13 protein-coding genes and 1 riboswitch are annotated in these 15,327 nt (G+C 66.1%); of the genes, 4 read left to right on the top strand and 9 right to left on the bottom strand.

The window, feature by feature from the left end:
* Position 1: 1 nt before the first annotated feature.
* The 5 genes from prpC to EJ105_RS19005 form a co-directional block, all read right to left on the bottom strand.
* Positions 2-1,183, bottom strand: coding sequence for a bifunctional 2-methylcitrate synthase/citrate synthase (prpC, locus tag EJ105_RS19025; RefSeq protein WP_250167581.1), 1,182 nt, complete (start codon positions 1,181-1,183; stop codon positions 2-4).
* A gap of 10 nt (positions 1,184-1,193) precedes the next feature.
* Positions 1,194-2,741 carry an MmgE/PrpD family protein gene (locus EJ105_RS19020; protein WP_250167580.1) on the bottom strand — a complete coding sequence of 516 codons (1,548 nt, stop codon included), beginning with the start codon at positions 2,739-2,741 and terminating at the stop codon, positions 1,194-1,196.
* On the bottom strand, positions 2,738-3,190 hold the full coding sequence (locus EJ105_RS19015) for an acyl-CoA thioesterase (RefSeq protein WP_250167579.1): 453 nt from the start codon (positions 3,188-3,190) through the stop codon (positions 2,738-2,740). The genes EJ105_RS19020 and EJ105_RS19015 overlap by 4 nt, the downstream gene beginning before the upstream one ends.
* Position 3,191: 1 nt before the next feature.
* The gene (locus EJ105_RS19010) at positions 3,192-3,437 is read right to left on the bottom strand and encodes a hypothetical protein (protein ID WP_250167578.1); all 246 of its coding nucleotides are present in this window, start codon (positions 3,435-3,437) and stop codon (positions 3,192-3,194) included.
* A gap of 188 nt (positions 3,438-3,625) precedes the next feature.
* Positions 3,626-5,248: an isocitrate lyase gene (locus EJ105_RS19005; protein WP_250167577.1), complete on the bottom strand. Its 1,623-nt coding sequence runs from the start codon at positions 5,246-5,248 to the stop codon at positions 3,626-3,628.
* Between EJ105_RS19005 and EJ105_RS19000 the strand changes: the two genes are divergently transcribed.
* The 3 genes from EJ105_RS19000 to metE all read left to right on the top strand — a co-directional run bounded on the left by EJ105_RS19000 (position 5,247) and on the right by metE (position 10,288).
* Positions 5,247-6,845: a short-chain fatty acyl-CoA regulator family protein gene (locus tag EJ105_RS19000; protein WP_431192971.1), complete on the top strand. Its 1,599-nt coding sequence runs from the start codon at positions 5,247-5,249 to the stop codon at positions 6,843-6,845. The two genes, EJ105_RS19005 and EJ105_RS19000, sit on opposite strands and share 2 nt — an antisense overlap.
* A 153-nt stretch (positions 6,846-6,998) precedes the next feature.
* Entirely contained in the window at positions 6,999-7,481 is a 483-nt protein-coding gene (locus EJ105_RS18995) for a hypothetical protein (protein WP_250167576.1), read from the top strand.
* Between the two features lie 134 nt (positions 7,482-7,615).
* Positions 7,616-7,813: riboswitch (cobalamin riboswitch) on the top strand.
* A 117-nt stretch (positions 7,814-7,930) separates the two neighbouring features.
* Positions 7,931-10,288: a 5-methyltetrahydropteroyltriglutamate--homocysteine S-methyltransferase gene (metE, locus tag EJ105_RS18990; RefSeq protein ID WP_250167597.1), complete on the top strand. Its 2,358-nt coding sequence runs from the start codon at positions 7,931-7,933 to the stop codon at positions 10,286-10,288.
* 213 nt (positions 10,289-10,501) lie between these two features.
* On the opposite strand, the gene EJ105_RS18985 is transcribed toward metE, so the two are convergent.
* The 4 genes from EJ105_RS18985 to EJ105_RS18970 form a co-directional block, all read right to left on the bottom strand.
* Positions 10,502-10,804 (bottom strand): cysteine-rich CWC family protein, encoded by a 303-nt coding sequence (locus tag EJ105_RS18985; RefSeq protein ID WP_250167575.1) that lies wholly within the window; start codon positions 10,802-10,804, stop codon positions 10,502-10,504.
* Positions 10,805-10,937: 133 nt separating this feature from the next.
* A complete protein-coding gene (locus EJ105_RS18980; protein ID WP_250167574.1) occupies positions 10,938-11,993 on the bottom strand; it encodes an aldo/keto reductase in 1,056 nt (351 codons plus the stop codon).
* 59 nt (positions 11,994-12,052) lie between these two features.
* Positions 12,053-12,397, bottom strand: coding sequence for a DUF3088 domain-containing protein (locus EJ105_RS18975; protein ID WP_250167573.1), 345 nt, complete (start codon positions 12,395-12,397; stop codon positions 12,053-12,055).
* Positions 12,398-12,501: 104 nt separating this feature from the next.
* Entirely contained in the window at positions 12,502-13,476 is a 975-nt protein-coding gene (locus EJ105_RS18970; protein WP_250167572.1) for a TauD/TfdA dioxygenase family protein, read from the bottom strand.
* Between the two features lie 203 nt (positions 13,477-13,679).
* Here EJ105_RS18970 and EJ105_RS18965 point away from each other — a divergent pair, with 203 nt between their 5' ends.
* A complete protein-coding gene (locus tag EJ105_RS18965) occupies positions 13,680-15,326 on the top strand; it encodes an ABC transporter substrate-binding protein (protein WP_250167571.1) in 1,647 nt (548 codons plus the stop codon).
* Position 15,327 lies beyond the last annotated feature (1 nt).

Genomic DNA, 15,327 nt, shown 5'->3' with positions numbered 1-15,327 from the left:
TTCAGGCCGCGCGGACGGCGGCGCGACCGCGCGCTTCCAGCGGCACGAACACCTGATGCTCCGGCCCCACATAATTGGCCGACGGGCGAATGATCTTGTTGTCGGCGCGCTGCTCCAGAATGTGCGCGCTCCAACCCGACGTGCGGGCGATGACAAAGAGCGGCGTGAACAGAGCCGTGGGCACCCCCATCATGTGATAGGAGACCGCGCTGAACCAATCGAGATTGGCGAACATCTTCTTGGTCTCGCCCATCACTTGCTCGATGCGGCTGGCGATGTCGAACATGCGGAGCGCGCCCGCCTCGATGGACAGCCGCCGCGCCACCTCGCGGATGACCACGTTGCGCGGGTCGGCCACGGTGTAGACCGGGTGTCCGAAGCCGATCACCACTTCCTTGGCGGCGATCCGGCGGCGGATGTCCGCTTCCGCCTCATCCGGGTCTGCGTAGCGCTTCTGGATTTCGAAGGCGACCTCATTGGCGCCGCCGTGCTTCGGCCCGCGCAGGGCGCCGATGGCGCCGGTGATGGCCGAGTAGAAATCCGCCCCCGTGCCGGCGATGGAGCGGGCGGTGAAGGTGGAAGCGTTGAATTCGTGCTCCGCATAGAGGATCAGCGAGGTGTGCATCGCTCGCACATGGCTCGCGCTCGGCGCGCGACCGTGCAGAAGATGGAGGAAATGGCCGCCGATGGTGTCGTCGTCCGTCTCCACCTCGATGCGCCGGCCGTTCTGGGAGAAGTGGAACCAGTAGAGCAGCATGGAGCCGAGGGAGGCCAACAGCCGGTCGGCGATGTCCCGTGCCCCTGCCGGGTTGTGGTCCGCCGCCTCCGGCAACACGCAGCCGAGCGCCGAGACGCCGGAGCGCATCACGTCCATGGGGTGGGCGGCGGCGGGCAATTGCTCCAATGTCCGGCGCACGGCCTCGGGTAGGCCGCGCAGACGCTTGAGCTTGGCCTGATAGGCGGAAAGCTCTGCAGCGGTGGGCAGGGCGCCATGGACGAGGAGATGGGCGATCTCCTCGAAGGTGCAGGTCTCCGCCACGTCGAGGATGTTGTAGCCGCGATAGTGCAGGTCGTTGCCTGTGCGGCCGACCGTGCACAAGGCGGTGTTGCCGGCCACCACGCCGGAGAGCGCCACGGACTTCTTGGGTGCGGGCTTCCCCGCGTTTGTCTGTTGCTCGGACATGGGGGCCTCCTCAGCCGGAAATCACTGTGAGCTCGGGCGCCGACCTGACGCGCCAGTCGAAGATGCCGGTAGCGCGCACTGCGCCCAGCAGCGCCGGGTCCACCTGGAAGGTGAGACCGCTGAGGTCGTCCGCCTTGAGCCGGGTCAGGCGCTCCACCGTGCCGAGGAAGCGATCCTGCTCGGACGGGGAGACCACGCCCTCCGCGAGCGCGCGGAACTTGGCGATGTACTCACGCCGGCCGAACGGGCGCGCGCCGAGGGGGTGTGCATCGGCAATCGCCAGTTCGTCCGCGATCACGCGGCCATCCTTGAGCGTCACCACCACACGGCCGCCGAAGGCCTTCTCCTTGGGATCGCGGCTGTGGTAGCGGCGCGTCCATTCCGGGTCCTCGACGGTGGAGATCTTGTGCCAGAGGTCCACCGTGGACGGGCGCGAAGCCCGTTCCGGCGCATAGGAACGCGCGTGGTGCCAGGCGCCGTCCTCCAGCGCCACGGCGAAGATGTACATGATGGAATGGTCGAGGGTTTCCCGGCTGGCCTTCGGATCCATCTTCTGCGGGTCGCCCGCGCCGGTACCGATCACATAATGGGTGTGATGGGAGGTGTGGATGACGATGGAGGCCACCTGCGAGAGGTCGCCGATTGTCGGCCCCATCCGGCGGGCAAGGTCGATCAGGGCCTGGCTCTGATATTCCGCCGAGTGCTCCTTGGTGTAGGTGTCGAGGATGGCGCGCTTCGGCTCGCCCTTCTCGGGAAGCGGCACCACGTATTCGGCTGTGGGGCCGCCGAGCAGGTAGGCGATGAAGCCGTCCTCGCCCTCCCAGGCCGGTGAGGGGGCGCCTTCCCCACGCATCACCCGGTCCACCGCCTCCACCGCCATCTTGCCGGCGAAGGCAGGCGCATAGGCCTTCCAGCTGGAAATCTCGCCCTTGCGCGACTGGCGGGTGGTGGTGGTGACATGCAGCGCCTGCTGCACCGCCTGGTAGGCGGTCTCCGTCGGCAGGCCCAGAGCGGCGCCGATGCCGGCGGCGGCGGAGGGGCCGAGATGGGCGATGTGGTCGATCTTGTGCTCGTGCAGGCAGATGCCTTTCACGAGGTCGACTTGGATCTCGTAGCCGGTGGCGATGCCGCGCACCAGCGCCGCGCCATCGAGCCCGCAATGCTGCGCCACCGCCAGAATGGGCGGGATGTTGTCGCCGGGGTGGGAATAGTCGGCGGCAAGGAAGGTGTCGTGAAAGTCAAGCTCGCGGACGGCGCCCCCGTTGGCCCAGGCCGCCCATTCCGGCGACACACGCCGATGCGCGGAGAGGCCGAACACGGTTGCGCCGGGCTGGAAGGGATGGGCCAGTGCCTGCGCCCGGGCGCTCGCCACCGGGCGGCGCGTGAGAGAGGCCGCCGCCACGGCCGCATTGTCGATGATGCGGTTGCCGATCATCTCCGCTACGTCATCGCCCACCGGCACGGGATCGGTGGCGACTTCGGCGATCTTCCAGGCGAGCTGGTCGGCGCGGGAGAGCGGTTCGGCGGACTTGTAGGTGCGTACGGTGTGCGACTTCACGAGGCTTGATCCTTGGATGAGGCTGAAGGGAATGGCACGGGCACGGGCCGCCCGTTGGCGTCGACCGCGACCATCTCGAAGGCCCCGCGAACGGCCAGGCGGCGGGCGCCGGACAGGAGGGCCTCGGCGGTCATCTCCACCTCCACGGTCATGGAGGTGCGGCCGACGCGCGTGACGCGGGCGGACAGCTCGATGATCTCGCCGACGCGGACCGGAACGTGGAATTCGGTCTTCTCCGCGCTCGCCATCACCACGGGCGTGCGGGCGCGGCGCGTTGCGGCGACGAAAGCCGCCTTGCCCATGAGCGAAAACGCATTGCCGCCGAACAAGGTGCCGTAATGGTTGGCCTGGTCCGGGAAGACCATTTCGATGAATGAGGTTTCGGCGGGGCCGGTGGCTGCCCCTGCGAACGCCTCCGGCGGGGGCGCGGAAATGGCGGGGGCAGCCATCTCAGGCGCTCTTCGGCTCGGAGGTGTCCGTTCGGGCAACCTCACGCACCAGCGGGATCATCTGATCGCCCCAACTGCCGGCGCCGTCATGGTGCCGAGAGACCCGCACCAGCTCCACCGAGACGCCGGCGGAGACGGCCCGCTGGATCGCCTCGTTCACCCGGTGGACGGCATCCGCGACGCGGTTGATGGCACGATCCCTGTCCGACAGGTCGGGCGGAGCGACAGGCTTGAATTCGGCATTCATCGGGACGGCTCCTGTTGGGGGATGGGCTGTCTTCTCTCGCGGGGAGAAAACGGTGGTCAGGCCAAGCGGAAGGGGGATCGAGCCGCCGGAGCGTTTGAAATGGCCCGGAGGTCGCACCGGCGGCTCACCCCGTTCTCCTCGCGCCCGCACCTGACATGCGACGCGAGGAGACAGGACGTTGCGGGCGCCTATTCCGCCGCCGCGAACTGGTTCATGGTGTTGGCGTGGCCGCCGGCCTTGAGGGCGCGCTCGCCAGCGACCATTTCCTTGAAGGTGTCGCCGAGATCGGACCCGACCTCGTGCTGGTGCTTCACAGCCGAGATCCCGCGCCGGATTTCCTCGCGCTGGACGCGGTTCACATACGCCTTCATGCGGTCCGGACCGAAATAGCCGTGGCTCAGTTCGTCGGTTGCAAGGGCGGTGAGGTGGAAGGTCGGCAGGGTAATGAGATTGTGGAACACGCCGGCCCGTGCCGCGATATCCGCCTGGAAGCGGGCGAGCCGGGCATCGGCCTCCCGTCCAAGCCCGTCGTCATCGAGCTTGGCGGACATCAGGAGCGTTCCGTCGGGATAGGCGTCGGCGGCAATACGGCCTTCCGCGATCCACTCGGTGCGGACCTGACGGCGGATATTCAGCGTCCAGTTGAAGGACGGCGAATTGTTGTAGGTCAGCTTGGCGTTCGGGACGACTTGGCGGATCTCCGCCACCATGCCGGCAATCTCGTCCACGTTCGGGGTGTCAGTCTCGATCCAGAGCAGGTCGACGCCGCCTTCGGTGAGGGCAGCGATGCAGTCTTCTATGACGCGGGCGCGTCCCGAGCCGTCCTTGAAGGCGAACAGCCCGTTGGGCAGGCGCACGGGACGCACCAGCTCGCCGTTGAGTACGAGGCCCAGTTCGCCCTCGTGCAGCGGCTTCTCGAGCGTGACAGGCTCCACCTTCAGCCACTTGGTGTATTCGCTTGCGAGGTCGCCAGGTCTCTGGCTCACAGGGATCTTCTGGGTGAGGCCGGCGCCGAGGCTGTCGGTGCGGGCGACGATGACACCGTCATCGACCCCGAGTTCCTCGAAGGCGAGCCGCACGGCGCGCAGCTTCTCGATGAAATCTTCACGCGGCACCGTCACCTTGCCGTCCTGGTGGCCGCACTGCTTGGCATCGGAGACCTGGTTCTCGATCTGGATGCAGCAGGCGCCAGCCTTGATGAGTTCTTTGGCCAGCAGGTAGGTGGCGTGCTCGTTGCCGAAGCCAGCGTCGATGTCCGCGATGATCGGGACCACATGGGTCTCGAAGCCGTCGATGGCAGCGATCGCGGCCTTCTCTGCCGCTTGGTCCCCGGCGGCGCGTGCGGCCTTCAGCGCCTTGAAGAGGTCGTTGATCGCCACCTCGTCGGCCTGGCGCAGGGAGACGTAGATCTCCTCGATCAGATCCGCCACGGCGGTCTTCTCGTGCATGGACTGGTCGGGCAGATGGCCGAAGCGGTTGCGCAGGCCCGCCACCATCCAGCCCGAGAGGTAGACATAGGCGCCACGCGCGGTGCCATTGAGCCGCTTGACCGACTTGACCATCTGCTGCGCATGGAAGCCCGACCAGCAGCCCAGCGACTGGGTGAAGCGCGACGGGTCGGCATCGTAGGCCGCCATGTCCGCCCGCATCACCTTGGCCATGGCGCGGGCGATGTCGAGATGAGTATCGAACGTGTTCTGCAGGCGGAGCTGGATGATGTCATCGACGCTCACGCCGCCCGGTGCCGTTCCGTCGGGAAACCGTGCATTCAGCTCGGTGGCGAGTTCGGCATAGCTTCTCGACGTCCCCATGGGTGTCTCCCTCTTCGCGTTTCGGCATCCGTCCGTCGGTCGCGAATTTTCTTGCGACCGGATCGTTTCCTCACAATATTTGCCGCCAGATCAGTGCGGAATGACTGAAAATGCGTGGATCTGCGAGGCCTTACGGTCAGGTTTGCGAAGTTTGCGAATTGGGGCGAAGCTGATGACGAAGACCTTTGTCGGCGTGCGGCTCAAGCGGCTGCGGGAAGAGCGGGGCCTGACCCAGCTGGCGCTCGCCCAGGCCCTCGGGCTCTCTGCGAGCTACCTCAACCAGCTGGAGAAGAACCAGCGTCCGCTCACGGTGCCGGTGCTGCTGAAGATCAACGAGATCTTCGGCGTGGACGTGCAGCTCTTCTCCGAGGGAGAGGAAGGGCGCCTCGTGGCAGACCTGCGCGAAGTCTTCACGGATCCGCTCACGAGCGAGCATGTGAGCCTTGCCGAACTGAAGGAAGTGGCCTCCGCCATGCCGGCTCTGGGTCGCGCGGTTGTCACGCTCAATCGACGCCTGCGGCATGCGGTGGAGCGGGCGGATGCCATGGCGGGAGAACTCGGCCTCGGCTCAGGGGGAGTCGTTACATTGGCTGCACCCATGTCTTATGAGCAGGTGCGCGACTTCTTTTACGCGCACCACAATTACTTCGCCGATCTTGATGAGGCGGCCGAACGCCTCGCCGAAACGGCGCGCCTGATCCCCGGCGACATGGCCAGTCGCCTCGCGCTTCACCTGGAAAATCGTTACGGCGTGCGCGTCGTCCACACCGAGGATGAGGGGGCGGGCGCAAATGCCTTGCGCCGCTTTCTGCCTTCTGAACGGCTGCTCCGCCTGTCCCGGCGCCTCGATGACGGCCAGCGGGCGTTCCAGATCGCCACGCAGCTGGCCTTCCTGGAGCACGGGAGCCTGATCGAGCGCCTCGCGACGGAGGCCGCCGCTGGCGTGAAGGAGACCCATGCGCTCGCCCGCATCGGCCTCGCCAACTACTTCGCCGGTGCGACGCTGATGCCCTATGGCGCATTTCTGAATGCTGCGGAATGCGAGCGCTACGACATCGAACGGCTCGGCTCCTTGTTCGGCGTCGGCTATGAGACCATCTGCCACCGGCTCTCGTCGCTGCAGAGGCCCGGTGCGGTCGGCGTACCGTTCTTTTTCATCCGGGTGGATCGGGCGGGCAACATCTCGAAGCGCCAGTCGGCCACCGACTTCCACTTTTCCCGTGTGGGCGGAACCTGTCCCCTCTGGAATGTCTACGAGGCCTTCGCCCAGCCCGGCCGCATCCTCACCCAAGTGGCCCAGATGCCGGATGGACGGACCTATCTGTGGATTGCCCGCACCGTCCACCATTCGGCCGGCGCCTATGGCGATCCGGGAAAGACCTTCGCCATCGGGCTCGGGTGTGACATGCGGCACGCCGGCCGGCTGGTCTATTCAAAGGGCCTGGCTCTGAGCGATCCTTCGGCGGCCGTTCCCATCGGTGCCGGCTGCAAGGTGTGTGATCGCCCGGCGTGCCCACAGCGTGCTTTCCCGATGATCGGCAGACCTATTGCCGTGGACGAGACTCTGAGCGTGTTCACGCCCTATGCCGCTGGCTAGGATATGACCGCACGTGGTTCTAGGATTTAAGGGTGACAGCAATCTAAATCGCCCAAATCTGCCGCGTTCCACGGGCATGAAGACCCCCGAGGCTCAAGTTTCTCTCGTGGCAGAGAAGTTGTTGTCTCGTGCAAGCTTTTGTCGAGGTTTTACATGGGTCAGCCCGGCAGAGTGACGACGGAAAAAGAGGGTGCACATGTGTTGGTTCGCCTCACATGGAATGATCTCCCGCCCATCGATCGAGACCGCCGCATCAGGGCATCGGAAGGCCTCGCGAGGCTCATGGCGCGAAAGCTCGACGGCGGTGATTATGCGGTTGGCGAAGGATGGATATCGTTCAGGGTTCCCGATCCCGGAGAGCGCCGGCTTGAGGCGTTTACCAAGCGGATGGAGACTCGTATCGGCGAGATCCTGTTCGCCCCGCTTACCCCGAAAGCCGTTGACAGGGCTCTTGGCATCACCCCCAGAGAGCGCATTCGTTGGTACAAGGATGGGCGCCTCCCCACCTGCGGCCGGGAAAAAACCGATCATGGCGACCGCACAATTCAGTTCCCTATGTTTCCATTTGCAAATATCGCCAGCATTCAGGCGAACCCCGAGATTATCTCCGGTTGGAGAGTTCAGGATGCCCTGTAGTTGCTCCCCCTCGCCGAAGTCGTCCCGAAGGCATTCCTCCAATCCAGCCGAAACCGATGTCCACACAGGTCTTGATGTCCATTTTCCGATATAAAGATGTCTTTATATGTCGTTGACGTGCTGGAGTTTGGCGCGTACGTTGACGGCGTCGTGGTTCTCTGGGCCGTTTGTGGCACCGGAGCTAAGAGGGAAGCCGGTTTAATGCCGGCGCTGCCCCCGCAACTGTAAGCGGCGAGCTGACGTCCATTCATGTCACTGGGAGCAATCCTGGGAAGACGGACGACCGGCCGAGACCCGTGAGCCAGGAGACCTGCCCCGACAACATACGTACTCGGGCGGGGTGTCCTGGTGGTGCGCTTGGGTCTCGGTTGGCTCGCGCCCACCGCGCCCTGTCGCGGCTGCCATGGCCTTCGCTCATTCAACGGAAGGGTTGAAGAGCCGTGACGACGATCACCACACCACCCCCCGCCATTCCCGTGGCCACGCTCGGGACGCCCCGCATCGGTCCACGCCGGGAGCTGAAGGCGGCGCTTGAAAGTTATTGGGCCGGCAAGATCAGCGAAGCGGAGCTGCTGGACGTCTCCGCTGCCCTGCGCGCCGCGAACTGGGCTCGCCAGAAGGCGCGCGGCGTGACCGTGATCCCGTCCAACGACTTCTCTCTCTACGATCAGGTGTTGGACACCAGCGTGATGGTCGGCGCCATTCCTGAAGTCTATGGCTGGCGCGGTGGAAAGGTCCCGCTCGCGGTCTATTTCGCCATGGCCCGGGGCGCTGATGGCGCGGCGTCCGAGGCCTCCTGTGGCCATTCCCATCACGGGGACGGAAGTGCAGGGCGAGGGGCGCCGGCGCAGGAAATGACGAAGTGGTTCGACACCAATTATCACTACATGGTGCCGGAATTTGCTCCGAACCAGACCTTCCAGCTCGCCAGCCTGAAGGCGGTGGACGAGTATCGCGAGGCCAAGGCCCTCGGCTATGAAACCCGGCCGGTGCTGCTCGGGCCTGTCACCTTCCTGAAGCTCGGCAAGAGCAAGGAGGCGGGCTTCGATCCCCTGAGCCTCCTCGGCAACATCCTGCCGGTCTATGTGGATGTGCTCCGCCGCCTGTCCGCCAACGGCGCCGAGTGGGTGCAGATCGACGAGCCCTGTCTCGTGCTCGATCTCGACGATGCTGCGCGTGACGCCCTGCGGCGTGCCTATGCCTCCATCGCGCACGCTCTGCCCAACCTCAAGATCATGCTCGCCACCTATTTCGGCGCGCTCGGCGACAATCTCGATGCGGCCCTGTCCTTGCCGGTTGCCGGCCTCCATGTGGACCTGGTGCGTGCGCCGGAACAGCTTGAGGCGGTGGTTGAGAAGGCCCGTCCGGGCCTCGTGCTGTCGCTTGGAGCCATCGACGGGCGCAACATCTGGCGTGCGAACCTGCCGGCGCTCGCGGAACGTCTGAAGCGAGTGGTTGCACGGCGCGGCACCGATCATGTGCAGCTTGCGCCCTCATGCTCGCTTCTCCACGTACCGGTGGATCTCGATCAGGAGACCGATCTCGATCCGGACCTGAAGTCCTGGCTCGCCTTCTCGCTGCAGAAGATGGACGAGCTTGCCGTGCTCTCGGCCGCGTTTTCGGGCGACAGCACGCGGGTGAAGGACGGGCTGGATGCCTCCGCTGCGGCAGCTGAAGCGCGTCGGACATCGCCCAAGGTGCACAACGCGGCAGTCGCGGCGCGAACCGGCGCGGTCACGACCGCCATGGCCCGCCGCACGAGCCCGTTCGGCACGCGTGCCGATCTCCAGCGCAAGCGCTTCGGCCTTCCCGCCTTTCCCACCACGACCATCGGCTCATTCCCGCAGACCGCCGAGGTGCGCCAGGCTCGTTCGGCTCATGCCAAGGGTTCGCTGAGCGATGACGCTTACACCCAATTCCTGCGCGAGGAGACCGCGCGTGCGGTGCGCTGGCAGGAGGACATCGGCCTCGACGTGCTGGTCCACGGCGAGTTCGAACGTAATGACATGGTTCAGTATTTCGGCGAGCAACTCTCCGGTTTCGCCTTCACCAAGCACGGCTGGGTCCAGAGCTACGGTTCACGCTATGTGCGGCCGCCCATCCTGTTCGGCGACGTCGCCCGCCCGGCGCCCATGACCGTGGAGTGGTGGCGCTACGCCCAGTCGCTGACGCAGAAGCCGCTCAAGGGTATGCTCACCGGGCCGGTCACCATCCTCAACTGGTCGTTTGTGCGCAATGACCTTCCGCGCAGCGCTGCATGCCGGCAGATCGCCCTCGCCATCCGCGACGAGGTGGAAGATCTGGAGCAGGCGGGCGCCGCCATGATCCAGATCGATGAGGCGGCCCTGCGCGAGGGACTGCCGCTGCGCCGGAGCCAGTGGGGTGAATATCTCCGGTGGGCGGTGGAGTGCTTCCGTCTGTGCTCGTCCGGCGTCGGCGACCAGACGCAGATCCACACCCACATGTGCTATTCCGAGTTCAACGACATTATCGATGCCATCGGTGCCATGGACGCGGACGTCATCTCCATCGAGACCTCGCGCTCGAAGATGGAGCTGCTCGACGCCTTCCGCAGCTACAAGTACCCGAACGAGATCGGGCCCGGCGTCTACGACATCCATTCCCCCCGCGTGCCCGCGGTCTCGGAGATGACGGATCTGCTGTCGCGCGCCCGCCAGCGGCTGGACGACAGCCAGATCTGGATCAATCCCGATTGCGGCCTGAAAACCCGCAAATGGGAGGAGGTGAAGCCCGCGCTCGTCAACATGGTCGCCGCCGCGCGGGCTATCAGGTCAGCCACGAACTGATCCGAAACAGGCAGGCGCGGGCGGACAGCCTGCGCCTGCCATGAAGGCGCCGCCTGCCCAAGGGTTGGAGCGCGCGTGGTGTCACCGGCTCGCTGTCTCTCGTGGGCGCGCTCCACGGATTTTCACAGCCCACATTGTTCAAATCCGCCAGCCGGGCGTCGGAGCCGACCTAAGGGTCCGTGCTCTGCAGCAGGTGAGCGTTCGAAAGGGTAGTCAGGATTTGCAGGGGTTTCGTCCGGGCTGCTGATGCCTGATCTCGCGTTGCAGACACTCAGGGCAAAGGCAATCCCCTTCGGCCTGCCTGACCTCCAGTTTTGGCAGATCCTGGCACCAGCACCATGAATCGGAAACGGAGGACGCCGATCCGCACGTGAATTCAGCGCCACATCTTTCGCAGAGCAGCCGACGGATCGGAACGACAACAGGCACGGCATCGCCTCGCGCTTTATCGCGGATCGGCGTCCCAGCGCTGGCAGCCTCTTGAAACTGGGACCGGTGGAACCCGCAGACGATCATATTGCTTCCCATCCTGGAAGATGGAAGCTCTATCTCTGAACCCGGTCAGGCCGATGGGCCGGGCGCTGCGCGGCTTCTGCCTGAACGCCCCGGATGCACCGCCGCCCACCTGCGGACGGCGGTGCGAAGCCGTTCAGGGCGCGGGGTTTCCGTGCAGCTGGTGCAGGGCGTCGATGCGGTCTTCGATCTCCGGCGTCAGGGTCACGTCGAGCGCGCCGAGATTTTCCTCCAGCTGCGCGAGGGTGGTCGCGCCGATGATGTTGGAGGTCACGAACGGCCGGCTGGTGACGAAGGCGAGGGCGAGCTGCGCGGGCGTCAGGCCGACCTCCCGCGCCAGCGCCACGTAGGCGCGCACCGCCTCTTCCGTGCCCGGCTTCTCGTAACGCTGGGTGCGGTTGAACAGCGTTTTTCGGGCGCCGGCGGGCAGGGCGCCGTCGAGATATTTGCCTGTCAGAAAGCCCTGCGCCAGTGGCGAATAGGCGAGCAGGCCCACGTCCTCGCGCTGATGGAATTCGGCAAGGCCCGTCTCATAGGTGCGGTTCACAAGGTTGTAGGCGTTCTGCACCGAAACGACGCGCGGGCCGATGCCCTTTTCCGCTGCGGCGAGGAAGGCGGATAGGCCCCAGGCGGTCTCGTTGGAGAGGCCGATGTGGCGCACCTTCCCGGCCTTCACCAAGGCATCGAGGGCGGCCAGCGTCTCCTCCACCGTCACCTCCGGGCCATCACCGCCGCCGCGCGCGCGGGTGGTGGCGCGCTGGCCGAACAGGGGCACGGCGCGATCGGGCCAGTGGAGCTGGTAGAGGTCGATGTAATCGGTGCCGAGGCGCTTCAGCGAGCCTTCGACGGCCTCGTTGATGTTCTTCGCATCGAGCCGCGTGGTGCTGCCGTCGGCGCGGAAATAGGTGGCGTCCGAGCGGCCCACCACCTTGGTGGCGATCACCACCTTGTCGCGGCCGCCGCGCGCCTTCAGCCAGGAGCCGATGATGCGCTCGGTGGCGCCCTGCGTCTCGGCTTTGGGCGGGATGGGATAAAGCTCGGCGGCGTCGATGAGATTGATGCCGCGGTCTCGGGCGATGTCGAGCTGGGCGTGGCCCTCGGCCTCGGTGTTCTGCTCGCCGAACGTCATGGTGCCGAGCGCGATGGACGACACCGTGATGCCGGTGCGCCCGAGGGGGCGATAATCAAGCATGGGAAATGGAAATCCACAGGAGGGAACGGCGCGGAGGGTGGCTGCGCGGGCTGGCCGCGTCAATGCGGGAACGGGACGCCGTGGCGCTCGGCGATCAGCTCCAGGATGCGGCGGATGTCGGTGACGAAACGGTAGGTGCCATAGGCCTGCGCATCCGCCGGGAGGGGCGCCGCGTCGCCGAGGATGAGGACGGGCAGGCCCTGATTGTCCGGCCCAAGCAGCGCCACCACCTCGGCCCGCGGCCGCAGGAAAGACACGCGCTTCACGGTGATGCGGCTGGCGAGGCCCGGATTACTCGCGAGCACCCCCTCGATCTGGTTGCAGTCGGGGCAGAAGAAGCGCCGGCCGGGCTTCTGCGGATCAGTGAAACCGGGGGCGAGGAGGATGAGGAAGTCGCGGCTCATGGGGTGGGGCGTCCGGTGGCAGGGAAAACCTGGGCTGATGAAAAAGGCAGGCCCGCGCGGGTGAGGCGCAGGCCCGTGAGGCGGGGAGGAAGGGAAAAAGGGCGTCAGGCGGTGCCGGCGGTGAAGGCCTCCAGCGGCTCGCCCTCGATGATGGCTGAGGGGCGCCCGTCCACGCCCACCGGCACGTCGCCCTTGAGGGTGATGCGGTAGAGCTGGCGGTCGAAGTCGAGCGCATAGATGTCGCGCGGGGCGAGGTGCGCGGTGGTGCGGTTGTCCCAGAAGGCGATGGAGCCCGGCCGCCAGCGGAAGCGCACAGTGAATTCCGGTCGGGTGATGTGCTCGAACAGCAGGTCCAGCAGTTGCTGGCTCTCGCGCGGGGTGAGGCCGGTGACGCTCTTGAGGAAGGAGGGGCTGACGAACAGCACCCGCTCGCCGGTCTCGGGGATGACACGCACCAGAGGATGCTCGCTCACCAGCGGACGGCGCCGGTTCTTCTCCTTGAAGTCGGCGGTGCCGGCCTGCCCCTCGGGCGGGGCGAAGGCATGGATGCCGCGCAGGGTATCGACGAAGCCGCGCAAAGTGGGCGACAGCGCCTCATAGGCCACCGCGAGGTTGGTCCAGAAGGTGTCGCCGCCATAGGGCGGGATGGTGACGCCGCGCAGGATGGAGGCGGCGGGCGGGTTCACCGCGGCGGTCACGTCCGTGTGCCAGCCGGTCCAGGGGCGGATCAGGGGCTCGCCGGTATGGCGCGTGGCGAAACGGTCGCGGCCGACGGAATAGACCTGCGGATAGCCTTCCACGAAGCCGAACACGGGATGGCCGATGGTGGGCGCGCCGAAGGCCGAGGCCAGCGCCACATGCTCGGCATGGCTCAGAGGCTGGTCGCGGAAGAACACCACCTTCCACTTGAGCAGCGCGGCGCGGATTTCGTCCACCACCTCCGGCGAAAGCGAGCGGGAGAGGTCCGGCGCCTCGATCTCCGCGCCGATGTGGCCGGTGAGCGGATGCACGGCGATGTGGCGCGGCGGCAGGTCGGCAAAACCGCCTTCGCTGGAGGAGATGGGCGCGGCGCTGGGCATCGGTTTTCCTTTCCTGACAGGCGTTTGACGCGGGCGGTGGCCGCACGCGCCGGCGCGCCGGATGGTTCCCGACGCCGGTAGCTCGACTATAATCTATCTTTTTCATCGATTTTATCAAAAAATAATTGACGCCCCGGAGCCGGGCCATATCGTTGGGTCGCGTGATGCCCCCATCGCGCTTCCCGCAGCCAAGGAGACCCGGCATGGCCCCGCCGCCCGCAGACGCATTCCCGTTCCTCGCCCCGCCTCCGCGTCGGGCGGTTCTGAAGGGGCTTCTGGCGGCGGCGTGCGTGATCGCGGCGTCGGCCGGGACGCCGTCATTCGCTGCGGAGACGGAGGCCGCGCCCCAGCCGGTGCGCGGCGGCGTGCTGCGCTTTCTGGTGGAGCACGAACCCTCGACGCTGGTGACCATCGCCCACACCGCCGGGCCCACCCAGCGCGTCTCGCCCAAGGTGACGGAGGGCCTCCTCACCTACGATCTCGACTTCAACCCCAAGCCCGCGCTGGCGACGGAATGGAGCGTGAGCCCCGACGGGCTGACCTACATTTTCAAGCTGCGCGAGGGGGTGAAGTGGCACGACGGGCGGGACTTCACCGCCGATGATGTGGCCTATTCCATCCAGCTCCTGAAGGAAGGCCACCCGCGCGGCCGCGCCACCTTCGCCTCGGTGACGGCGGTGGAGACGCCCGATCCGCACACCGCCATCATCCGCCTATCGAAGCCGGCGCCCTATCTCCTCACTGCTCTCGACGCCAACGAATCGCCCATCGTGGCGAAGCACATCTACGAGGGGACGGATCCGCTCACCAACAAGAACGGCGCGGCGCCCATCGGCACCGGCCCGTTCATCTTCAAGGAATGGGTGCGCGGCAGCCACATCATCCTGGAGCGCAATCCCGATTACTGGGACAAGGGCAAGCCGTATCTGGACCGAATCGTGGTGCGCTTCATCGCCGACCAGAGCGCGCGCTCGGCGGCGTTCGAGGCGGGTGAGCTCGATCTCGCTGGCGGTCCGCCCGTGCCCTATGCGGACCTCGCCCGCGTTTCCGCCTTGCCGGGGCTCGGCGCCGAGACGCGCGGCTATGAATACGCCGGGCGGATGACCCAGCTCTATTTCAACTTCGAGCGGCCCATCCTTCAGGACAAGCGGGTACGCCTGGCCATCGCCCACGCCATAGATCAGCAGAAGTTGCTGGATGTGGTCTATTACGGCTATGGCGCGGTGGCGCCCTCGGTCATCAGCCCCAAGCTGAAGGCCTTCTACGACCCCGCGCTCGAACCCTACGGCTTTGATCTCAAGGCTGCGAACCGCCTGCTGGACGAGGCCGGCTATCCCCGCAAGACGGACGGCACACGCTTCGCGCTGAAGCTCTATGCCAACCCCTTCAACACCCAGGCGGCGGGCGATTTCGTGAAGCAGGCGCTGGCGAAGGTCGGCATCGCCGTGGACTTCCAGTTCTTCGATTTCTCCACCTACATCCAGAAGGCCTATACCGGCCGAGACTTCGATCTCACGCTCGAATCCTTGCAGAACCTGTTCGACCCCACCCTTGGCGTACAGCGAACGCTCTGGTCGAAGAATTTCCGCGTGGGCCTGCCCTTCTCCAACGCCTCCCACTACGCCAACCCGGAGGTGGACCGGCTGCTGGAGGCGGCGGCCGTCGAGCCGGACCCGGCCAAGCGCCGCCAGTTGTGGCTCGATTTCCAGAAGGTGGTCTACGCGGACGTCGCCGCCCTCGGCCTCATCGCCGTCGATGGCGTCACCATCTTCAACCGGAAGGTGAAGAACCACACCATCGGCGTCACCGGCGTCGATGCCTCCTTCGCCGACGTGTGGATCGAGAAATGAC

Source organism: Xanthobacter aminoxidans, from assembly GCF_023571765.1.
Classification (GTDB): Bacteria; Pseudomonadota; Alphaproteobacteria; order Rhizobiales; family Xanthobacteraceae; genus Xanthobacter; species Xanthobacter aminoxidans.
Note: the sequence above shows the minus strand (reverse complement) of the source record. Positions and strands in the feature narration are given on the sequence as shown.